Source organism: Bacillus sp. CH140a_4T (genome assembly GCF_008923725.1).
Classification (GTDB): Bacteria; Bacillota; Bacilli; order Bacillales; family Bacillaceae_G; genus Bacillus_A.
Genome location: NZ_WBPF01000002.1, coordinates 21,964 through 44,928, shown reverse-complemented (window position 1 = coordinate 44,928; position 22,965 = coordinate 21,964). Strand labels below are relative to the sequence as shown.

Below are 22,965 nucleotides of genomic sequence, written 5' to 3'. Positions count from 1 at the left end.
TATGTAATGAGACAACAGAAAACGACAGAAAAAGCCTTCGAAACAGTGGATTCAAAATATATTCAGCAACATTTAGCTAACGAAAGAACATATTTAGCTTGGTTACGTACTGCCATTGCTATTGCTGGTTTAGGATTTCTTGTAGCTAATCTTCATTTAGCCGTTCGAAAAGAGCTTTCCACATTTAACAATAAAGTTGCGATTGGAATTGGAATAGGATCAGTTATTGCTGGCATAGGTATTATTATTATTGCAACACTACAATATTTAATTAAACGCCAAAACATTAACTCACAAACATTTCGTGCACATACCACATTGATTATATGGCTATCAACCTTAGTTATCGCAGTTATTTTAGTTATTTCATCTTATTTTTTACTAATTATATAATTGAGGTTTTATTAACCATGCCTCTCTATAGTAGTGATAATTTTTTTGGTATGAACCTCAAAGTATACCTCTTATTTCAGTAGGCAGAATAACATTTATTTGCTACAATAGCTAATATAACTGCATGGGCGATGGAGTTCGCCTTAATTGCCTTAGAGCTGATGACTCCTACCAGTAAGCAAGTATTTACTGGTAGGAGTCTATTTTTTTGAGCAGACTATAAAAGAGGTGAAGAAAATGGTGTATATTATTGTTGGTATAGCTGGGGTATTAGGTGCTCTTTCTCGTTATTATTTAGGATTAAATATTGATACATTTTGGCATCATTCATTCCCTTTAGCTACATTGTTAATCAATTTAATTGGATGTTTTGTATTAAGTTGGATTACTACTTATATTTCCCGCTTGAACATTTTTCCTTCAGAGATTGTCACAGGAATTGGAACAGGTTTTGTAGGATCATTTACTACCTTTTCCACATTTAGTGTGGAAACTGTTAAGTTAATTAACCATGCGGAATGGATATTTGCAATTTTATATGTATGTTTCAGTATGTTAGGTGGACTTCTGATGTCTGGAATAGGCTATAAGCTTGGAATTACTTTATTTGTGAAACGCACTCAAAAGAAATCTGTTCTACAGTCAAAAGGAGGCATAAAGTAATGACAGAATATCATGCTTTATTGGTGGCAATTGGAGGCTTCTTTGGTGCTATCTCCCGCTTTGGTATCAGTAATTGGTTCAAGAAAAGAAATTTATCATCTTTTCCGATTGCTACCTTTCTTATTAATTTGACAGGAGCTTTTCTATTAGGGTATATCCTTGGTAAAGGAATAGATAAAAGTTGGCAATTACTATTAGGAACAGGATTCATGGGAGCTTTCACTACCTTTTCTACATTTAAATTGGAGTCTATTCAACTTGGTGCAAATAAGAGATGGGGGATTTTCTTTCTATACATAGGTGCTTCTTATATCATTGGTATATTGTTAGCATTTTTAGGCATACAGGTAGGTAAAATATAATCATATAAATAAAAACCAGATACATAGTAACATGTAGCATCTGGATACAGTCTTTTTTGTTTTAGGTAAGTGATTTTTCTTAGCATAAGATAGTCAAGGCTTTTTCTACTCAAAAATGTCTTAGCGTGAGTTTCATGTCATTTGGTTGGCAGGATTCTTTAAAGAAACAAAGTAATTATATTAGTGATATTGATGTGATTTTTGATTAATTCTATTATCAAACTGAATAATTAAAAAAGGTGTTCGTTCGAGTAATTTTATTACTTAATGAACGCTTTTTTAATTATAAAATTCAATAAATTTCTATTTTCGGCTTCTTTTATGTCGAAATTTGCTTAGCGTATATTTTCATTAAAATGTGGGCGGTACCCCAAATAGATAATTTATTTACATACATAAGGTAATCTTAAGGTAAGCTGAATTTTAACTTAAGATTATCATTGTATAATGATATTAAGTTAATAAATATAAAATGATGAGGTGGTATTTATATGTCTAAATATATTGTGCAAACACATAACCTTTCCAAAAAACACGGAGATACTTTTAATGTAAATAATATAGATTTAAAAGTTAACGAGGGTGAGATTTATGGTTTTTTAGGACCAAATGGAGCTGGAAAAACAACAACTATAAAGATGCTATTAGGACTAGTCAAACCAACAAACGGTGACATCAAAATATTTGGCCAAGATTTAAAAACAAATAGGCTAAACATTTTAAAGCAAATTGGTTCCCTTGTTGAATCCCCTTCTTATTATGGACATTTAACGGGATATGAAAATTTAGAGATAATCCGCAGAATGCTTAATGTTCCACGAAAAAATATAGATGAAGTCCTTGAAATAGTAAGATTAAAAAATCAAAAAGAGAAATTAGTAAAGAATTATTCATTAGGTATGAAACAAAGGTTGGGTATTGCCTCATCACTTTTAGCATTTCCAAAACTTTTAATTCTCGATGAACCAACTAATGGTCTAGACCCATCAGGTATACATGAAATACGTGAACTTATTAAAGAATTACCTAGTAAATATGGTATGACAGTCATTATTTCAAGTCATTTATTAAGTGAAATAGACCATATAGCTACTCAAGTTGGAATTATTCAAAATGGGGTTTTAATTTTTCAGGATGACATAGCAAAATTAAGACAGCAAAGTAATTCAATTATTAGAATGAAAGTCGATAACTTAAGCGATGCCCACAAAATTCTATTAAGAAATGAGATTTTCTCCAAAATAGAAGGTGACTCTCTAGTTTTAAATACATATACTGAAGAACAAGTTGCCCAAGCAAACCGACTGATGATAAATAATAATATGTCAGTTTATAGAATTGAAGAAGAGAAACGTACATTAGAAGATATTTTCCTTGAGTTAACAGCTAAAGGAGGAAGTCTGTAATGATATCCCTATTAAGAAGCGAATTTCTTAAGTTAAAAAGAAAACGTTTTATATTTGTTATTATTTTAATGAGTATATTAGAGATTGCTTGGGTTTTTGCTTTAACAGCAAAGGCCCGTCAGGAATTTCATATTTGGGATAACTTAATATCAAACTTCGGCATACTAAACGGTTTATTTGTGCCAATTATGATTGCCACAATTGTATCTAGGCTTGTTGATGTAGAACATAAAGAGAATACATGGAAAATGCTATTGGCTACGCCTATTAATAAAGCATCACTTTATATATGTAAAATAATTACGACTATGATTTTACTTTTAATACCTCTAATTATTTTATTTTTCAGTATGTTAATAATAGGTAATGTCTTAGATTACCCTGGATCTTTTCCAGTAAATTTAATACTAAAATTCCTAGCGACAACTTGGATTTCTAGTATTGCGATTGTAGCTCTGCAAACTTGGGTTTCTGTCTTAATAAAAAATCAAGCATTTTCATTAACAGTAGGTATTCTTGGATCTTTTTTAGGTTATTTGGGACAAATGATACCTATCAGTAAATTTCTTATTTGGACGTATCCATCAATTACTGGTCCTCTCATGCTTAAAGTAGTCGGAAACCAAATGACGTATCAACCAAATGTTAATTCATTATCCAATTTATTTTTAAGTATTGTAGTAGGCATCATCCTAATTCTAGTAGGATTAAAACATTTTATGAAAAAAGATACTAACTAAGGAAGGATTGTTTTTATGCTTAGACTAGCTATTTCTACAGAATTATTAAAATTAAAAAGATCTAAGATGTGGATTATTATGCTATGTATACCTTTTATTTGTATCTTATTGGGTCTACTAAATTTCCAGTTTAATCGAGAAGTACTTGCAGGTGCTGGTAAAAATGAATGGATGCAAGCTTGGACACAAATAGGTATGTTGTATAGTATGTTTTTATTTCCTATATTAATAGGTGTTTATAGTTCTCTGGTTTGCAGATATGAAGATTCAGGTAATAATTGGAATAAAATATTATCATTGCCTATTTCTATAACTAATATTTACCTTTCAAAGCTTATTGTTATCTCATTACTTTCTTTGGTTACCCAGATATTTTTAGTAATACTCTATATAATTTCAGGGAATTTTTTAGATTTTTCTCATCCATTCCCTATGGTACTACTTAAATGGGTATTTTATGCTTGGATTGGAACTATTTCTATAGCATCTCTTCAGCTATGGCTTTCTACATCATTAAAGAGTTTTGTAGTTCCAATAGGTATTGGAGTAGCTTTTACATTTTTAGGGATTATTTTTTATTTAATGGGCATTGGATATATATGGCCTTTTTCTTACTCAGCTTTAGCGATGGATCCAATAAAACTACATGGTATTCAAGGATTCAAGAATACATTTTTCTTTTTCATTATGAACATTTTTTACACAACAGTATTTTTATTTATAGGTATACGCAGAATGACACGTAAGGACATTAAATAATTTCTACTATCATTTTATAATTTAAAATTTCACATTAAATGTTCAATAAGATGTAAGTCATAAATATACGGACATTTCGTATCTAAAAATCTGTTAGAGATTTAAATATGAAATGTCCGTATGTTATTGCTTACATTGAATTAGGAGAATAAGTATTACATTTTTTGTAATTGTTTACTATCATGAAAATTACTATAATAGAAATCTTTATAATAATTACATCGTAAAAGTAGCTGCTCATGGGTTCCACTATCCAAAATTTCACCTTGATCCATAACAACAATTATATCTGAATCTATGATGGTACTTATACGATGAGCAATTACAACTCTTGTACAATTTAAGTTTTGAATTCCTTCATTAAGCTTCTTTTCTGTTATCGTATCTAAAGCACTAGTAGCTTCATCTAAGATTAATATTGATGGCTTAGAAATTAATGCTCTAGCTAAAGAAAGCCTTTGTCTTTGTCCACCAGATATATTTGATCCACCTTCAGAAATGACTGTATGATATCCCATAGGCATAACTTGAATATCTTCATGTATTTGGGCCAAATTAGTAGCAAATAAAATTTCATCCATATTAATATCATTATTATGAATAGTTAAATTCTCCAAAATGGTTTTATTAAATAGAAAGTTTTCTTGCAGTACAACACCTATATTCCCTCTCAAAGTTTCCTTACTAAGAGTACTATGATTAGTATCATCAAAATATATATTACCATGTGTAGGTGTATATAGCCCCGATAGTAGTGCTGCTAAGGTACTTTTTCCTGACCCAGACTTCCCTACTATTGCTACTTTTTGACCAGATGCGATATTTAAAGAAATATTTTTTAAATTGTAATTTCCAAACTTACTATATCTAAATGATACATCGTCCAGCTTTATATCCCCTTTTAATTTAATGAATACATCATTATCAGGAGTAGGCTCTTTTTCTTCTGTTAATACGTCATCAATTCGATCTAATAATGTTTCTGTAGTTACAATATCATTTAATAACATAGCAATTGAATTGAGGGGTGTTAAGAAAGAAATTGTTACTGATTGAAATGCAAAAAGCGTCCCAATTGTTATTTGTCCATTAACAACTTGATAAATACCTATACATATGACAATTAATGGAGCAACAAAAAATAAACTTTTTGTAATAGTATCTACTTTCAATTGAAAATAGGACTTATTTTTATTTGCTTCAACCTGCTTACTTAATAATTCCTCCCAATTTTTATATATATTATTTTCGATACCTAAAGATTTAATCGTAGACATTCCACCTAACATCTCAGTCATAAAACTGCTGTAACGTGTTTGGCTAGTAATCTGTGATTTTGTTAAATACTTCAGCTTATTTTTTGTAAATACAATGGTAAGAACTTGTATAATCCCAATTAATAATACTACCAATGCTAAAAGACGCGATTCTATGAACATGTAAGTAAATAATACAAATACTAAACAAATATTAATTAAAGACATAATAAGATTTTGAGATAAGAACTCCCTTATTCTAACATTACTATTAGCACGTAAGATTAAGTCCCCTCGGGAACGATTCTCAAAAAATTTGTATGGTAACTTTAATAGATGCGATACAAATTTATTTGTAAGTTTATAATCTAAACTATTTTGTAATTTAATAAGTATGAAATCCTTAAACAAATTGAAACCAACTTGAAAAATACAAAGTATTAAAAAAGAAATTATAAATGTTGAAATCATAGCGTATTTTTTTTGCATTACAATTAAATCTATAGATGTTTTCATAATTATTGGTACACCTACGGAAATTAATTGAATTAGAAGTGAAAACAGTACTAAATATAATAATGGTTTTTTGTTTTCAACTATAATCTTTTTTATACTTGATTTTTGTTTTTGTTTTTTGGGAACAAAATCTTCATTAGGAATCATAATAAAAATGGTACCTGAATATTTCTCTTCAAACTCTTTTTTAGTCATCTTTACATGTCCTATAGCTGGATCAGCAATAAAGAAATGTGTACCCGTAACCTTTTCTAAAACCACATAATGTTTATTCTCGAAAAACACCATAAATGGTAATGGCAAATCTTGATATTCTAGTAGAAAATCTATTGATACCTTTTTTCCAATACAATGCATGTTAAACTTTTCTGCTACCTGTTTTATTTTTAACAAAGTAGTACCATTCCTACTCTCTTCAAAATAAGGCCTTAATTCAGAAAGTTTTATTTCATAATTATAATACTTTAAAATCATATTCAAACAACAAATTCCACATTCATATTGACTCATTTGTTCAACAATTGGAACTTTTGATTTTTTATTTCTTATATTCCATTTCATTGCAAATCTTTTCCCCCTAAAAATTAAAATCGTTAAAATTTAATAAAAGTATGGCAATCAATATAATTGTCCTTATATTGAGTACCATACTTTTTTATATCTTATTCTAGAGTTAGAACGGATGGTAGTTCACTATTATAAAGACGTAGCAACTGATAACCTATTCCTGAAAGACCTACCATAAAGTTAGGAGTTTGTTGTCCACCGGGGATTCCACACTTCCAATTTTGATTATCTTCCTGTACATATTGAAGCATACTACTTGCTTTTTCATAAACAAATTTTGACAATGGCTTATACTTATCAATACGTGTAGCAGCTAATAATAGTAAATCTAAATTTCCTAAATCACCATGGCAAAGGCTATAATTAGGATTTAAAAAACCACGCTCCATAGTAATTTCTATAGATTTTTCCAAATCTCTTACAAATATCTCCGATTGATAATGTTCTAAGATTTTCAATCGTGCCATTCCTATTCCAACCGTTCCATTACACCAATGTATAACAGATTTAGGAGTATCCCTATTCATGTTTTGACGAAGATCTAGCCAATTGTTTTCTTTAGAAGAAAAAGTGCTATTCTCATAATTTAAAGCTTGTAATGCTGCATTTAAATAATTTTGATCGCCTGTTTCTTCAGTTAATCGAATAAGAGCTAATGCAATGCCAGATGTTCCATGAGATAATCCTGTTAAGGGGGTATGCTTAGGAGAAATAGTCCAAGCTGTGCCTCCATTTACTTTCACGGCATTTTTTAATAAATGATCGCCACACTTTATAGCAATATCTAAAGCCTTTTGAAAACCAGTGACTTTATAGAAGTTTAAAAGTACTAATAAAGTTCCTGCACTTCCATTAAGTAAATCGAACGTCGTATCTTTATCTATATGTGGTTCAATTTCATTAATGAAATTGATTGCTTCATCTAATAGTTCTTTTTCACCCCATAATTTGTAGAAATGAGTTAACACATAAACCGCTGAAGAATATCCTGAAAAGGCAGATATGTATGCTTTTTTTGTAGCATTCTTCTCATTTAAAGCTGTTTGTAGACAGGCTTTTGCAATTTTTTTAAATTTAGGAATCCCACTTTCTTTTCCAACGTATGCAAAGAAAATGGCCATACCTAAGATACCATCATATATCCCCATATCCATCGCTTTATAGTTTAATTTCTCATCTGAACTCATACCTATTCCAATCCAAGTTACATCGGAAAAATCTTCTGCCCAGATTGCCTCTTTTTCTAATACATTAGCAATTCTAATAGCTTCTGTTAAGAATGCCTCTTTGTTTAACAATGTACCTTCGTAAGAAGACTTCTTATTAAAATCTTCAATAGCTTTGTTCATATTATTGATATCCAAATAATATTTTGTTAATAGCGACTTTTCAATAAAGTCTAATTGTCGATTGCAATCTTCTTCGCCCATATTTTTTATTTTTTCTAATACCATATTAAAACTATCTTTTGCAAACATATCTTTTATCTCAAAATTTTGATGGGTTAATATTTTAGTGGAATCAACGTCTACATAGAAATAAGGGACATCACCTGCTAATAGATCCTTACATTCACATATAGCCGCGTTTTTTCGATTGTAAATATAATCAACTAGTAACCACATATAATCAAACAATTTCACTCTATCAATGCCAGATTTTAAATACTTAGGATGAGTACTCGCGTCAAGAAGATGACTATATACTATAGTACTTCTAAGTATTATTCTTACCCTATCTTTACTAAATGCATGGATTGGTGAATCTGTTGACAGAAGGGCCTCTTTATAATTTTCTAGTAATTTATATGTTTTGTAGAATCCTTCTTTAATAGATTGTGTATAATTAAAGGCCTCGCAAACTTCTCCATTAATTTTTGGCGAATTTAACCCTGCTTCTAAATATATTGAACCCTTAATCAATCTCATTTCATCAGTTTTTACTTTATCTATTTTATATCTTTCTACTTGCTGTTTCTTTCCGCCACCAATACCACTAACATCAATATCAAACAAATCATTATCTACAAAAATTGGCAATAGACCAGTTCTTGCAATGGAATCATTTAGGATATTTATGGCTTTACGATTAGCTGGACTTTTTAAGGATTGATTGTTCTTTATTGTAGTATGAAATAGCGATTCTAAATCGATTAACATTGGATGTTCACCATGAGCAATTAAGTTTTCATAGTGAAAATCTGTTGCATTTAAGAAGTGTAAAACACATAAATATTGCCCTTGTCTTTCATAAAAACGACGTACTTCTTCTTCTGTAGTACAATCCTTATATGTAACAAATTCTTGCCAGCCATAAGTTCCTTTATTGATAACTTTTATAGTTTTAAAGTTGTGAATTTCATTTTTTTCATTTATCCAATTTAAAAATTGTTGAAAATGTATATCAATCGATAATGATCTAGGTTTATAAATTATTGATTGGTTATCATTAAAGTCAAGTTTTAGGACATGTTGACCCTTATTATGTGAATCGCCCAACGCCTGAATATTAATTACTTTGGTAATACTTATCTCAAACGTAGTTTCAATTTCTCTATAATCATTCGTAAATTGATTTATAAATCTAATTAGATTATTTATGATATTACTTATAGCTTCAGATATTAAGCGAGCTAATACAGGGTATTGAGAAAGTACCGCTAAAATTTGAGATGATTTACCAATTTTCTCCTTCTCGAAGTAGTTATATCTCTCCTCTGGGGTATCTCCAGATAATTCGTTTTGAATTCTTGCTTTATTTAATTCATATATCAATGTTTTTAATGAGTACTTGAAAATAGTTGAAGAAACCAATTTAACTATAGTTTCTTCTATGCATTTTTTTTCAAAGATATGTAATGTATTTGTTTGATCTATTTCTTTAAATATTTTCTCTTTTACATAATTAACAAATGGGATTATAAAAGAAATAAAAGGAACGTCTTTTGAAAAAAGTTTATCGAATTCTCCATCATTGTGCTCGTCCTTGGTTTGTAAAAAAATTTCTTTAATTGTTAAAAACCATTCCATTTTTTTATATGTGTGATCTACCTGTGGACTTGAAAGGATAGATGTAAATTGAGAATATGTTATTTTTTCTTGATCAAGACGTTCTAATAATAATTCCTTATTATTATTAAACTTTTGAAGCCATTCAGTTACGCTATCTTCATTAATAGAATTATTAATTTCTATGTTTTCTCTCTCATTTAAATATAGTGCATGAGCCCATGTGGAATTATCCAATAGCTCATTAATATTATTTAAGGAATCTGTAGATGTTAACAAATGATATCCCCCACTCTATATAATTAGTAATTTATATTTTTTAATTAATCTACAAGAAAAGAACGCCCTTCAATAAGAGCGTTCTTTTCTTGTAGATTCAGCTTAGCTGCAGCAAGTGAACAGGAATTGCCATGTATTCCAATGACACTCATGAGAAATTGTGTCGAATTGACCTTTGTCTGCGCCTACTACGTTTTCTAATTCTGCATCTGTTAAATCATTAATTGCTTCTAAAGCTTTTAGCTCAAAATTCTTTTCCATATTTATCACCCTTATTATTTAGATTTTGCGATATCACATTTCAAAGTATAATACTAATTTATGGTAATGTAAACCCTTTATTTTGAAAAAATATACTTTTTATTACTTTTTATTACTTTTTATTACTTTTTATTACTTTTTATTACTTTTTATTGAATTAAAAGGGAATCCCAATATAACCCAAAACAATGAAAACTTGAATATATGGATACTATTACTTTAAAATTATATTGGAATATGTTGGTTTTCACATTGTGAGAAATTCAAAAAAGAAACTTACGAATAAATATTGAGAAGGTGAAGAACTTGTTTATTGATCCTAAATATTTAAAATCTAAAAAAATATTATTAATTGATGATGAAGAGGAAATTCTAAAGATATTAGAAATTGTCCTTAGAAAAGAAGGGTTTTATCATATTGATAAGGCTTCATTAGGAAAAAAAGGAATACAGATGTGTAGAGAAGTTGATTACGATTTAATTATATTAGACATAATGCTACCTGATATTGATGGTTTTAGCGTATGCCAACAACTAAGAAATATCACATTGGCACCTATCTTCTTTTTATCTGCTAAAGAAGAAGACTCGGACCGTTTAATTGGATTAAGTCTCGGAGGGGACGATTACATTACCAAACCCTTTAGTCCGAAAGAAGTTGCATTTAAAATGAAAGCATTTTTCCGCCGAGAACAGTATCACCATCAGGAAGAAAAAAACACAGATAAAGGTTTGTATAATTTTGGAGATGTTGTTTTAAATGAAAAAAAAGGTACTGTTTTAAAAAACAATATACCTATCTCTTTAACAGCAAAAGAATTCTATCTTCTTTTATACCTTATCAAGAATCCCAATCAGGTATTTAGTCTCCCGCAACTTTACAAGAGCGTTTGGAATGAAGAATGTACTGGTTGTGAAAATGTTATTATGGTCCATATTAGGCATTTGAGGGAAAAATTAGAAGACAATCCTTCTAATCCAAAATATATTCTCAATGTTAGGGGACTAGGATATAAGATGAGCATCGAGGGTAACGTAGAATGAAATTGAAAATCACATTATTATACGGAGCTTCAATTATAAGTCTAATTTTCATTTTATTTATTGTCCAATTCATAATTGCTACTTATTTTGTGTTTAGTCAAGGTTCAAATAATTACAAACAATCTACTCCAGAAAACATTGCATTAGAATTTGGAAAATATTTAAATCTAGATAATCAAGATATTTCTATAACTAATGAGGGAAAGAATATTTTAAATGCGAACAACGCTTGGCTTCAAATTATAGATTCAAATGGCAATGTTGTTCGTGATATGTATGCACCCAATAAATCTAAACAACACTACAATGCAAAAGATATTGCTATGTTATATAAGTATGCGGTAGACGGATATACCTATTTTATTAGTGAAGTTGAAATAGAAGATAAGAAGTGGAGTTACTTAATAGCATTTCCTTCTAACAAAGTGTCTCGATATATGATTTATTTAAATTTGGATAATGTCCTTAGTTTTTATCCTTATGGTATTTTAATTTCAATAGGTTCTGCATTATTATGCTTATTAATTTTTTCGTATTTTATCGCTAGGTATTTTGCAAAACCTGTATTGGTTCTCATTCATAACATTACAAATTTATTTAATGGGTTATATACGCAAAAAGATGTAAATAAGGGCCTATTTAAAGATGTATTTACAATTTTAAATAAGTTAGCTATAAAACTAAAAAATGTAGAGAATGACCGATCACGTCTAGAAATCATGAGACAAGAATGGATTACTAATCTTACTCATGATTTAAAAACCCCTTTATCTTCTATTAAAGGCTACAGTGAACTGCTTACTGATGACCAATATAATTTTACTATAGAGGAACGAAAAGAATATGTAGCGGTAATTAAAAAGAAAGCCCTATACATAGAACAACTGATAGGCGATTTAAGACTCACCTATCAATTGAAAAATGCTACAATCCCTTTAGAAAAAAAAGATAAAGATATTGTAGGGATAGTTAGAGAGTTAGTTATTACCTGTCTTAACAACCCGTCTTATAAAAGAAAAACATTTGATTTCTCTACAAATCAACAGAATATTATTTTAAAAGTCGATGAAATACTATTAACAAGAGCAATAAATAATATCATGATGAATTCTATAGTTCATACTCCTGAAGGAACACATATTACAGTAAAGATATGTAACACTAAAAAAACCACAAAAATTATAATTGAAGATAATGGACCAGGCATACCAAAAAAAGAATTAGAGCAAGTATTTGAGCGTTATTTTAGAGGAAGTAATACAAAGAATATAGAAGGTTCTGGATTAGGTTTAGCCATCGCAAAACAAATCATCATATCCCATGACGGATATATCGATATTAAAAGTGAAGAAGGGAAAGGAACTTGTTTCATCATTACATTCAAACATTAACAAGGTTAATGAATGGACTGCATTTGATTTTAGATAGATTTGTCTCGTAAAGACAGTTATCCTATTTTAATGCTATGTACCGTTTCTATTCATAGAATACTTTGTTGGGCTGTACGAAAAAAACCATACTTCTTTATTTATAGAAGCAATATATATTAATTAAAACTGGATTAAAACTAAAACATATAGAAAGGAGGATTATACTATTCTTCCATATTTTTCTTCTTGATTCTTCATTTTTCGTCAGTAATCTGCTAAGATGAAGGATAGAAACGAGAACTTTTAAACAAATATTTTTAAATAAACTAAAAAAACCCCCCGACGGAAGTTTTTAGATAGTTGACAGTTTGGCGACCGATACTATTTAAAAACCGGAAACAGAGGATTTGTAAATACAATTTTTAGTTATGATACTTAAATATTATCATAACTAAAAAAAAACGTAAATACGAATTCTCTATTTTGTCATGTCCAATTTTTGTCGGGATGAAAATTGGAGGATTTTTTATTATGGCAAATGATATATTTAAACATGCGCGAAAACGCGGACATAGCGTTGTAGAGAACGCATTACTTGACGATTGTAACCTAACAGGAATGGCAAAATATCTTCTTATTCAGTTTTGTTCACATCGTAACGGATATTGGAAGGTTACCATGCCTGATATTATTAAGCGCTCAAAAAATGGACGTGATGCACACTATAGTGCACTTAAAGAGTTAATACATAACAAATACGTTGCTCGCGTTAAAGTATTAGAAAAAGGGAAATATAAAGAACAAATCTACATTTATGGACAAATAAAAGAAGACGTTGCTGAAATGTTAAATGAAACAATCCAAGAACAAATGTTTAAAGGATATGTAGTTGAGGTGGCGTTCGGTAATCCACTTACTGAAAATCCGAATGTGGAAAACCCGAATTCGGATTTTCAGTACAATATAAAATACCAACGAAAAAATACTAAAAAAGAAAATACCAATATATTTATAAATGATATAGCAAAATTTGATGATGATAAGCGAAGTTTCTCTTCTCTAACCGAAGAACAAATAAATTTAATCGTTAATACTCTTAGAGAAGCTACAAAAGATGATTTAACAGATCGAAGCTTTACAGCTGTATTAAAAAAAGTTATGGATAAATACAACCAAGGGAAAATCTCTAATTTTAGGGACTATTTAATCACGGCGTTAGTTAATAAAATTGAAGAGTTAGAGATTCGTAGAATAAAAGAAAATGCGAAAAAACAATTACAAGAAGACAAGCTAGATAGAAGTATAATCACTCGTACACTTTCAGAGCATGAATATACAGGGAAAGTTCCGTTTTATGATTGGATAGCTTCATAATGAATAGACTTTGTAAAATATGAGAGCTATTTTACAAAGTCCAATCATAAGGTAAAGAAATTTTCTACAAACAGCTAGTTAAAGTTAAATTAATTCAAGATGAATCAGAAGGTTCTGTTGCAAAGTTGTTTAAAATGTAAAAAATGTGTGGTTGAAGAAAGCATATCCATATGAATATCCGCTATCATTACGAATTTGGTGGCGGTGGCCATTAAAAAATAACACCTACAAATACTGTAGGTGTTATTTTTTAATCATTTAGGATTGTAAAATATTTCGTATTTCTTCTATGTGTAAATTTGTAAACTTTGCAATATCTTCTATTGGCATTCCGTTTTTGTGCATACCACGAATAAGCTGCATTTTTCCTTTTTCAATCCCCTTTTCAATCCCTTTTTGTTCTGCATAAGCAAACTTTGCGGCTTCATCCATCAACGCTTTTTCCCTTGCTTCATACGCTTGTCGGAAAGAAGAATCTTGACTCATACGTTCCCATTTATTCAGTGCCTTTTGTAAAATTGGGTCTTGGTTCATCGCAATATCCTCCAATGTTTGGATTAATTATTCATCTTCAATCCCTGAAAGTAATAATAACCAAAGAATGAACCGATAAATTTCAACAACTAAGAAAACAGATTAAAAAATTCAACCTGTTTTCTTAGTTGTTTATTATGAATTTCTACTTAAAATATGTTGAACTTCTTCTATACTTAATTTACTTGCTTTTGCAATCGTTTCAATTGGTACGCCAAGTTCATGCATACCTTTAATCATTTGTATTTTTCCTTCTTGAATTCCTTCATTGCGAGCATGGGCAAACTTTGCAGCTTCATCCATCAACGCTTTTTCCCTTGCTTCATATGCTTGTCTGAAAGAAGAATCTTGACTCATACGTTCCCATTTATTCATCGCTTTTTGTAAAATTGGGTCTTGGTTCATCGCAATATCCTCCAATGTTTGGGTTAATTGTTCATCCTCATTCGCTGGAAGTAATAACAACCAACGAACAAATGAATCTTCCCAGGGATTTACTTGTTCATTTCGCCACTGTTGCATGAGTTTTGGAATCTCTACGATGTGAACTTCGATATCACTACTTAATACCTTCTGTTGTTGTTGATTCCATAAGACTCCTGTTGTATGGAATGCTTCATATTCTGAAAACATCACAAAATTTAATAAATTAATGGTAATTGTTTTATGAAGAGAACTATATGGCATTCCTTTTTGTAGTTGGGATGTGTATAGCCTTCCCCAATAATATAAACTCCTCTTAATCATATCATGATTATTATTGAGCTGAATTTCTATATTTACCTTTGTTCCCGTATCTAATGTTGCAGAAATATCTAAAATCGATAATTTGTCCTCTTCATGTTCCCGGTGCAAGTGTGGGTCTTCTAATTGTAAGGAAACAATAGGGGATTCTAAAGAATCTTGTAACAGAGCATTTAAAAAAGCAATCAGAATATCTTCATTTCCACTTGTGCCAAATAATTGTTTAAAAGCAAAATCAATGCGTAAATTCACTAATTGTTGATTGGACATGGGTTTTCCTCTCCCCATCTCATAAGATGTTTTTCTTTCATTGTACATAAAAGAGGGATACACATGCAAACAAGCTCTTATATCCATTGACATAAGAGCTTGTTTGACACCATACATAATTAACAGATTAGTTGCGTTTCATAGAAACTGAAAGATTGCCTACTGTAAGAAAAACTCACGTTTAGTATACAAAATACCAACAAAAATTCCAATACATACATTCATAAAATATTGTCCAATACACTTAAATTTCTATCCAATCCAATGATTCAAAGCACCATTTTGCTTCATTTCTTATCCAAACAAAAGGACTTTGTGCGCTATTTTTTAAAATCACTCTCCAACTTTCACATAATAATAGCCACATACCTTTAAGCACATATATCTAGATATATGTGCTTAAGTCTATTTTAGGGTGCATAACTTAAGTACATATACCTGTATCACGGAAAAACCTTGTCATTTCAACACTTTTTAACACTTACCTCTCAAAAAAACAACAAATTATACAGCTTTCAAAACCGCAACTTAATACCCTTTTACAATAAAAAATTTCACGTCAATATCAGCTCATGAAATAATAAAAAAGCCTTGCTGTAGAAACAAGACTTTTCCTCTTTTATTTTTGTTCGATTACATACCGACTATCCTCCGAAACACATAAACTTGCCGTATTCACTTTTATACTGCATTTTCCTAATCGCCGCTTTACTTCTGATTGTAATTTTTCATTTGCTTCCTCTAAAGAACTTGCTGGAATAATTGTAGATTGTGAGCCTGTTACCTTGCCACTATACATCACTGAAAAGTTCAATTCATATTGATGTATCAAGTTTTCTCCACTCCTTTTTTCATGGATTTCCTCACAGATCATTCTTATTTGTCGCTTCTTCTTGTAGTTTTTGAAGAGTACGTATTTGCGGTACATACCAGCTTTTTCTTAATCGGATGATCGTAATTCCTACAATTAAAATCAAAAAGGCTTGTAGGAAAATATCTTGTGTTTCCCATAACGTGCACAAATACAGAAGACTTCCCGAACAAAAATAATACATGGCCAATAATAGATTTATATTTGCGATTATCATTTGTTTCTTTACAATAGCGGCTATTCCTGCTAAAACAACTGTACAAACTCCTATACTTAACAAAATATATGCAATAACCTTTAAAAAAAGCATTCCTACACCCCTTCCCCTCTAAAAAATCATTTAAGCCACTTGAAAGACCGAATAAAGAGCGTAACCTCATTCGATACCAAATGTATTAACAGTTTCTTTAAAATCAATTACAAACGAATCTGAAACGTCATTTTTTCTGGAATGGAAACCTTTTGTGTTGAAAATCATAAATACTTTGTTTTCCAACACATCCAATTGAAAACCCTGTAAAAAAAGTTGCACCTATGATTTTTAATCCCCATTGCCATGTGTTTTCCTGTAAAAAATGATGCGAAACATAGAGACATACCCCTGTACAAATAATGATCCAGATTCCATATTCATCATATTTTCTCTGTTCTAACTTTTGTTCCTGGAACGGATATACCTGGATAAATAAAAAGGCTATCAGCAAAACTGACAGCCCAATTCCCAATACGATCATTTTTTATCGCCCCATTTCCACTCGATTACACCTCTTTATAGCGCTTCTGTAACAATTGCTGTACACGTACCGCATACATTTTAAAATAGGGAATGTTTTGCGCGGCAACCTTTCCAAAGTCCATTTGCATTAATGTTTCTTCTAACAGTTTGAACTCAAATTCTAGGAATTTATCATGTTGTTTCTGAATGGAATGCGGAATATTATGCAAGGCATCCGCAATTTCTCGCACATATGTCACACTGGATTCATCTTGGTTTGAATAGGAAAATACATTTCGAATCAATACAAACGTTTCTTGCAATATTTCATACCCGATATGATGCAACACATTTTGATTCACCAACTCCCCTCATTCCTTTCCCTATGGTCCTTCAATTCCTGTATTGATTTGGAACTCATAATTTTCTACAAACCATTTCTCACCTTCTAATAGTAAATTTAATTTCATGGTGTGTTTTTCTTGTTGTTCTGTTCCATCAACCGTTACAAGATAATCATATTTAACCGTTACATCCGCTTTATTATCAGCAGTTTTGATGTAGTACATATCTGTTATCTTTGCTTTCGTTTGAATGTGCATAGAGCCATCATCTTCTATATGGTTATGTGCATCCTCTGGCGCATTTAATAATTTGTTTCTTGCTTCGCCCGTTATCATTTCTTTGATCTTTTCAAATCCTGGCTTTTCTTTTTGCTTGTTATCATTCTGTATTAACAACTCTACGAACTGTTTTGCTACTTCTTGCCCTTTATCTTGCGTGTTTTCTGTTAAAACTGTTACGCGCTTTTCCAATGCTCGATTCTCTGTTTTTAGCTCTTTTACTTGTTCCGTCCATTTCTTTTCCGTTTGCTCGACTTTATGCTGTAAAGTGCGATTTTGATTCCATAGCCATACACTGATACCTACCAGTACAAGTATGACTAAACCAACGATTCCCTGTTTCATCCCTAATCCTCCCTTTTTTTCCGCTTATTTCGGCAAATATGGTGCGGGGTCGACTTGCCCAAATTTAAAGGCTGTTTTAATTTCAAAATGCAAATGTGGCCCTGTTACTTGCCCTGTTCTTCCGCAAACGCCTACTTGTTGACCAACTCCAATGTTTTGCCCTTTCTGTACGGTAATGGATGACATATGACCGTATAGACTCCAATATCCATTTCCATGATTGATTACAACTACGTTTCCGTACCCGCCGAAGCCACTTCCGCCTGCGCCAAATTCCGCCAACTCTACAACGCCACCTTTCGACGCGGCAATTGCGGTGACACCGTCCTGGCAAGAATAATCGATACCTTTATGAATTGTGCCCCAGCGTGGTCCAAATGGGCTTGTAATCGTCGTTTGAGCGATAGGACGAATAAATCCTTGTGAACTTGCTGATCCCGTATCTACAACGCCGCCTGGCTTTCCCGCTTCACAATTAAAAGTAAGGCCGCCCATTTGCGCCACAAACTTTGTTACTAATACAGGCCATAAACCATTTGTACCATGCGGATCATTTGCGGCTCCTGGCGGTGCATATTTCGCTCCAATTGCTTCTATAGTTGTAATCCCCATACCGATATAGTTTTTATATAAGTTTCGGGCCATAGCGTTGATTCCTTCATCTAAGGTGGCAAATTTCATGAAACCTTTCATTTGTGAACTACCAGGGTCCATGAGGCCACCAGGGTTGTTATAATTCTTTACTGCGTTAGAAGTACCGTTCCCCGTTTCCAATCTTGCAATGGCCGCTAGTAAAACGGGATCGATTTGATTTTGTGTTCCTGCATTTAAAAAGGCTTGTGCTTTCCCCGTAAAAACGCCGCCCAGGTGGGGTTGTAGTTCTTCTGGTGCCACTGTTTTTCCACCTGGACGACAAACCGTCATTCCATTACTTGGGATGGTTGCTGGCGCTTCCTCTTCTTTTTTGCCAATGCCTTGCGCCAAAACGATAAATAAAATAAATCCAATACAGACGAACAATCCTATTGTGAAAGTAGAACTTCCAAAAAGAAGTGTCAGTAACCAGGATTTCTTTTTCTTCTTCTTTTTTTGTTCTTGTGCAATATCTTCTTGTATCGTTTTGTCTACGACTTCTTTTATTTCTGGTCTCATATCATCCCTCCCCCTTTGCAACATGTATCAAGATTGATTGAAATACTTTCGAACAATCAGCCCATATATAAGGGCCAAAAGAATGGGTATAATCGCAAAAACATGAAATAGTAGCGTTAAAACAGTAGATTGCTGGTCTTGTATAAATTGTAGTAATCCAAAATGACCGATTCCTACAAACCAAATGAAAAAGGCTAGTTTCGCTCTATCATCTATACGACAACGTAACTCACTATGGATAATTTGAAGAGTGAGAAGAATGAGTGTATACCAGATAAGTAATCCTAAACCAATCCATCCTAATAAATCTGTCGCCCATTCTCTTTGTATGAAAAGAATAATTATGTTCATCCATCCTAAACACCCAATGCAAAGAAAAATACTGATATTCACCATTTTCATACAAGTTAATCCCCAGTGTTTCATAGATAAATCGCTCCTTTTTGCGTAAAAAAATAGTAAAGTCCTAAAAGACTAGGACTCTACTCATCTTTTTTTTGTGGCTCCAAATCATCTAAATTATCTAAGTTTTGCGGATCAGTAGAAGGCATCCAGTTTTCACTTCCCGCGGCTACAGCTCCATATTGTATATCTGGCGTATCGATTGTTTCTGCTTTTTCTTGAATTGGCTCATTTTTGCTTACTTCTTTCTCATTTACTGGTGTCAAATCAGAAGAAATAGGTTCCGTTGGGATAAATGAGTCAGATGAATTTGTATTTTGTATAGTTGACTCGACATCTATATCAGGTTTTTTTGCAACAATCTCCACCGCTTCATTCACTTCTGCAGGAATAGCATCTGGAATATCTGCACTTGTTGTTTCTGGTGTATGAGGTACAATGACACCTTCCTCATTTACATCTGCACGAATTGTATCTGGTATTAAAGGTTCATTTGCCTCTGTTTCAATTGGCGTTGAAATTTCTTGTTGTGGAATATTTGTTGAAGTTTCCTGTTCTGGTTGTATTTCTTCTCTTGAAATATCCATCGGAATTTCTTCTGTTGGAATGTCTTGTTGTGGGATATCGGATGGGATTTCTTCAAATGTTTCATGGTCTGATGACACTTCCTCTAATGGAAGTTCTTGTGTTGGTACTTCTGTTTGAATCTCTACATATGCCTCCATATCGCTTGAAACTTCTTCTAGTGGCATTTCTTGTTCTGGTACCTCTGTTTGGATTTCTTCATATGCTTCCATATCAGTTGAAACCTCTTCTAATGGTACCTCTTGTTCTGGTACTTCTGGCTGTACCTCTTCATATACTTCTATATCAGTCGGAATATCTTCTAATGGTACCTCTTGTTCTGGCACTTCTGGTTGAACTTCTTCATATCCCTCTATATCAGCTGGCATTTCCTCTCCTGTTGGAATTTCCTCATCTTCTAAAGATACAAGTTCTGGTTGAACTTCCATTTCTGTTCCTTCTTGTTGTTCTTCCATTTCTTGTTCTAATGCTTCCTTATCTAAGCTGATAAGGTCTTGTTGCATTGGTGCCTCTTCTTCACTTGGTGTCGTTTGTTCTTTTCCTTCCTCTTCCTGCTGTGGTAAATTCCCTTCTTTATCACGATCCTGTAAGGAAATAAGATTTCCTTTCTTTTTATTCTCTTCTTTTTCTTGTTCCGTTTGATTATTTGGTAAATCATTCGGTATATTCGCTTGCACTAACGGGTTGGCTTTTGTCTTTTCGTCGTCTGTCCCGGCATTTTCTAACTGGCCGCCTGCCGCCGCTAATTCAGCCGCGCTGTTAAAATGTGCTCCCATTTTGTCTCCAATATAAGACATTGTGTTTCCAGCGTACTCTTTTCCTTTATCTACAAAGTTTTCAGTCATAAGAGATATATTTGTGACTGTCTCATACACGCCACGTGCTCGACTAAAGGCCGCAACAATATTTCCTCTAAACAGGTAGCAAAGAACAAAAACAAGAATTTGAAAAATCATTGTAGATACATACCCTGCAACGCCCGCTTCTGGCAATACATATAGTAATTCTGCCACCGTAAAGATAATAACAAGCATAACTGACATAAAGATTTTTAATGCCAAAGGGCGAATCCATTGTGAAGCCCAGCTTTCAATGACTCTACGATGTCCTGGCAATAGAGCCACCGCCATGACGATTGGTGAGATAATACTCATGACAAGGAACCATAATTGGAATGCTACAATCAGTAAACAAAACGCGATTACTGGAACACCTGCGAATGTATTCACGACATAATACATGACTGTAAATACTAGGCGCTCTCCTACAGAAGAAATCACCATCATTTGATTTCCGTCTTTAACTTCCTTTTTTATCTTTTCATCTCTATCTTTTCCAAGAGGCGTTGCTAATAGTTCATCTACTCGTTTAGCACCTAATTTTTCTTTTGAATCCTCTCCATACTGTAGAAACAAATATGGTCGTTCAACTAACAAATCCCAAATCTGCTTTTTTACTGAAAAGATTGCATCCGCTTTGGAACGTCCTGGATCACCTGCAACCGTTCCTGTTGCTTTTGCTAATACCGTTACACTAATTTCAGAACTAATCGTATTTGCACTCTTTAAAATCGCACCTGCATTTCCAATGTACGTAACAATAAAAGCAATAACCAAAACTGTTTTTACTAACTCACTTAAACCTTTTGAGGGCTGGCGCTTAATAAAGAAAATATAGCCCGCATAACAAGCCGATAACACACAAGCAATGCCGATAATTGCTGGAAATAGTCCAGAAGATGAAAAACCACCTTTTCCAATACCAGCGATATTTTGCATAGCCGCACCTAATTTATCCGCTACAGTATCTACAATATCCAGGTTCAACGCTTGATCGACTAAAAAAATAGTTAATTGGCCGAGAATCACATTTAACTGAAAGGCCATATTCGCAAACCATTGACAAGTTGTATACAACATCCTTTGTAAATCTTTGCCTACACTATCATCACCAAATAAGTACCCACCAACTTTTTGAAATACATTTTTTTCATCTTCCTTTGGCTGGTACGTATCAATCTCATAATATTTATCTTTGTAAATCCCATCTGTGTACCCACTAAATAGATTTTCAGAAATTCGCGCCCCTTTTTGTTCCTGTTTTTCTTCCGTTTTTGTATCTTCCGCTAGGGCCACATGAGGCCCTAACGGTAGTAAAAAGAATACAAGAATCATACAAATAGAGAAAAGTTTTTTCATTCCTTTTGCCCCCATTTATGGACATGTATAGGTTTTACACTCCCAACTATGTCCTTGATATTATGTTCCCAATTCCAAGTCCAGCTATAATTTTTCCATTTCCCATCTTTTTCATCTTTCACCATTTTCAACTCTATATTTACTGTCCCATCTTTTACAGGATCATAGAATTTTACTGCGTAATAGAGTTCATTTTTTCCTTCCTCTAAATCATATCTATATAAATCGTATCTACTTCCCATATCCTTACTAGCTCCTGGATGACGTACACTTCTATCCTCATCCTTTAATGGTTCATAAACTAACGTTGCTAACTTTCCGTAGTCCACTTCAATTTCAGCTTTAACATAATCCATAACCGCTTTATCTGCTTCTTTTATATCCCTTTCTTTCTGGCTCTCTTGTTGATTTGCATTGCTTTTCGTTTCATTTGAGCAACCCGCAACCCCTGTTACCATCAACATTCCTGCTACACATAATCCAGATAACATACGTAATTTTTTCATCGTTCCATCCTCCATATACAGA

General features: G+C 32.2%; 22 protein-coding genes, 1 pseudogene and 1 riboswitch. Of the genes and pseudogenes, 9 read left to right on the top strand and 14 right to left on the bottom strand.

The features are described 5' to 3' along the window. The first annotated feature begins 6 nt into the window (after positions 1-6). The 6 genes from F8162_RS00235 to F8162_RS00210 all read left to right on the top strand — a co-directional run bounded on the left by F8162_RS00235 (position 7) and on the right by F8162_RS00210 (position 4,323). The gene (locus F8162_RS00235; protein WP_150159224.1) at positions 7-393 is read left to right on the top strand and encodes a YidH family protein; all 387 of its coding nucleotides are present in this window, start codon (positions 7-9) and stop codon (positions 391-393) included. 118 nt (positions 394-511) lie between these two features. Next, positions 512-571: riboswitch (Fluoride riboswitch) on the top strand. A 59-nt stretch (positions 572-630) separates the two neighbouring features. Then, positions 631-1,056, top strand: coding sequence for a fluoride efflux transporter CrcB (gene crcB, locus F8162_RS00230; RefSeq protein ID WP_151582485.1), 426 nt, complete (start codon positions 631-633; stop codon positions 1,054-1,056). Next, positions 1,056-1,418: a fluoride efflux transporter CrcB gene (gene crcB, locus F8162_RS00225; RefSeq protein WP_151582483.1), complete on the top strand. Its 363-nt coding sequence runs from the start codon at positions 1,056-1,058 to the stop codon at positions 1,416-1,418. Before crcB (F8162_RS00230) ends, crcB (F8162_RS00225) begins: the two co-directional genes overlap by 1 nt. Positions 1,419-1,909: 491 nt before the next feature. Next, the gene (locus F8162_RS00220; protein WP_151582481.1) at positions 1,910-2,824 is read left to right on the top strand and encodes an ABC transporter ATP-binding protein; all 915 of its coding nucleotides are present in this window, start codon (positions 1,910-1,912) and stop codon (positions 2,822-2,824) included. After that, a complete protein-coding gene (locus tag F8162_RS00215) occupies positions 2,824-3,564 on the top strand; it encodes an ABC transporter permease (protein ID WP_098624277.1) in 741 nt (246 codons plus the stop codon). The genes F8162_RS00220 and F8162_RS00215 overlap by 1 nt, the downstream gene beginning before the upstream one ends. Before the next feature lie 15 nt (positions 3,565-3,579). Then, the gene (locus F8162_RS00210) at positions 3,580-4,323 is read left to right on the top strand and encodes an ABC transporter permease (RefSeq protein WP_098624276.1); all 744 of its coding nucleotides are present in this window, start codon (positions 3,580-3,582) and stop codon (positions 4,321-4,323) included. A gap of 155 nt (positions 4,324-4,478) precedes the next feature. Here F8162_RS00210 and F8162_RS00205 read toward each other — a convergent pair whose 3' ends face one another. From F8162_RS00205 to F8162_RS00195, 3 genes are all read right to left on the bottom strand, one after another. Beyond that, positions 4,479-6,656: a peptidase domain-containing ABC transporter gene (locus F8162_RS00205; RefSeq protein WP_151582479.1), complete on the bottom strand. Its 2,178-nt coding sequence runs from the start codon at positions 6,654-6,656 to the stop codon at positions 4,479-4,481. Positions 6,657-6,757: 101 nt separating this feature from the next. Beyond that, complete coding sequence (locus F8162_RS00200) at positions 6,758-9,949, bottom strand: type 2 lanthipeptide synthetase LanM family protein (RefSeq protein WP_151582477.1); 3,192 nt, start codon at positions 9,947-9,949, stop codon at positions 6,758-6,760. 102 nt (positions 9,950-10,051) lie between these two features. Next, positions 10,052-10,210: a lacticin 481 family lantibiotic gene (locus tag F8162_RS00195; RefSeq protein WP_063263939.1), complete on the bottom strand. Its 159-nt coding sequence runs from the start codon at positions 10,208-10,210 to the stop codon at positions 10,052-10,054. Between the two features lie 306 nt (positions 10,211-10,516). On the opposite strand from F8162_RS00195, the gene F8162_RS00190 reads away from it, so the two are divergent. The 3 genes from F8162_RS00190 (at position 10,517) to F8162_RS00180 (ending at position 13,998) form a co-directional block, all read left to right on the top strand. Further along, positions 10,517-11,254, top strand: a complete 738-nt coding sequence (locus F8162_RS00190; protein ID WP_151582475.1) for a response regulator transcription factor — start codon at positions 10,517-10,519, stop codon at positions 11,252-11,254. After that, complete coding sequence (locus tag F8162_RS00185) at positions 11,251-12,645, top strand: sensor histidine kinase (protein WP_151582473.1); 1,395 nt, start codon at positions 11,251-11,253, stop codon at positions 12,643-12,645. The genes F8162_RS00190 and F8162_RS00185 overlap by 4 nt, the downstream gene beginning before the upstream one ends. Before the next feature lie 510 nt (positions 12,646-13,155). Beyond that, positions 13,156-13,998 (top strand): hypothetical protein, encoded by an 843-nt coding sequence (locus F8162_RS00180; protein ID WP_151582471.1) that lies wholly within the window; start codon positions 13,156-13,158, stop codon positions 13,996-13,998. 258 nt (positions 13,999-14,256) lie between these two features. Here F8162_RS00180 and F8162_RS00175 read toward each other — a convergent pair. The 11 genes and pseudogenes from F8162_RS00175 to F8162_RS00125 form a co-directional block, all read right to left on the bottom strand. Next, positions 14,257-14,604, bottom strand: a pseudogene (locus tag F8162_RS00175) (Rpn family recombination-promoting nuclease/putative transposase); the annotation flags it as partial. A gap of 63 nt (positions 14,605-14,667) precedes the next feature. Beyond that, positions 14,668-15,546, bottom strand: a complete 879-nt coding sequence (locus F8162_RS00170; RefSeq protein WP_151582467.1) for an Rpn family recombination-promoting nuclease/putative transposase — start codon at positions 15,544-15,546, stop codon at positions 14,668-14,670. Positions 15,547-16,165: 619 nt separating this feature from the next. Continuing rightward, positions 16,166-16,378, bottom strand: a complete 213-nt coding sequence (locus tag F8162_RS00165) for a hypothetical protein (RefSeq protein WP_151582465.1) — start codon at positions 16,376-16,378, stop codon at positions 16,166-16,168. Positions 16,379-16,409: 31 nt separating this feature from the next. Further along, a complete protein-coding gene (locus F8162_RS00160) occupies positions 16,410-16,727 on the bottom strand; it encodes a hypothetical protein (protein WP_098903063.1) in 318 nt (105 codons plus the stop codon). A 127-nt stretch (positions 16,728-16,854) separates the two neighbouring features. Beyond that, positions 16,855-17,151 carry a hypothetical protein gene (locus F8162_RS00155; RefSeq protein WP_098522364.1) on the bottom strand — a complete coding sequence of 99 codons (297 nt, stop codon included), beginning with the start codon at positions 17,149-17,151 and terminating at the stop codon, positions 16,855-16,857. Between the two features lie 25 nt (positions 17,152-17,176). Beyond that, positions 17,177-17,494 (bottom strand): hypothetical protein, encoded by a 318-nt coding sequence (locus F8162_RS00150; protein ID WP_074569885.1) that lies wholly within the window; start codon positions 17,492-17,494, stop codon positions 17,177-17,179. Positions 17,495-17,515: 21 nt separating this feature from the next. Beyond that, on the bottom strand, positions 17,516-18,100 hold the full coding sequence (locus tag F8162_RS00145) for a hypothetical protein (protein WP_151582463.1): 585 nt from the start codon (positions 18,098-18,100) through the stop codon (positions 17,516-17,518). A 24-nt stretch (positions 18,101-18,124) separates the two neighbouring features. After that, positions 18,125-19,252, bottom strand: a complete 1,128-nt coding sequence (locus tag F8162_RS00140) for a peptidoglycan DD-metalloendopeptidase family protein (RefSeq protein ID WP_098944551.1) — start codon at positions 19,250-19,252, stop codon at positions 18,125-18,127. Between the two features lie 27 nt (positions 19,253-19,279). Continuing rightward, the gene (locus tag F8162_RS00135; protein ID WP_000683504.1) at positions 19,280-19,678 is read right to left on the bottom strand and encodes a hypothetical protein; all 399 of its coding nucleotides are present in this window, start codon (positions 19,676-19,678) and stop codon (positions 19,280-19,282) included. Positions 19,679-19,734: 56 nt separating this feature from the next. Beyond that, entirely contained in the window at positions 19,735-22,437 is a 2,703-nt protein-coding gene (locus F8162_RS00130) for a CD3337/EF1877 family mobilome membrane protein (RefSeq protein WP_151582461.1), read from the bottom strand. Then, the gene (locus F8162_RS00125) at positions 22,434-22,958 is read right to left on the bottom strand and encodes a hypothetical protein (protein ID WP_004410597.1); all 525 of its coding nucleotides are present in this window, start codon (positions 22,956-22,958) and stop codon (positions 22,434-22,436) included. Before F8162_RS00125 ends, F8162_RS00130 begins: the two co-directional genes overlap by 4 nt. Positions 22,959-22,965 lie beyond the last annotated feature (7 nt).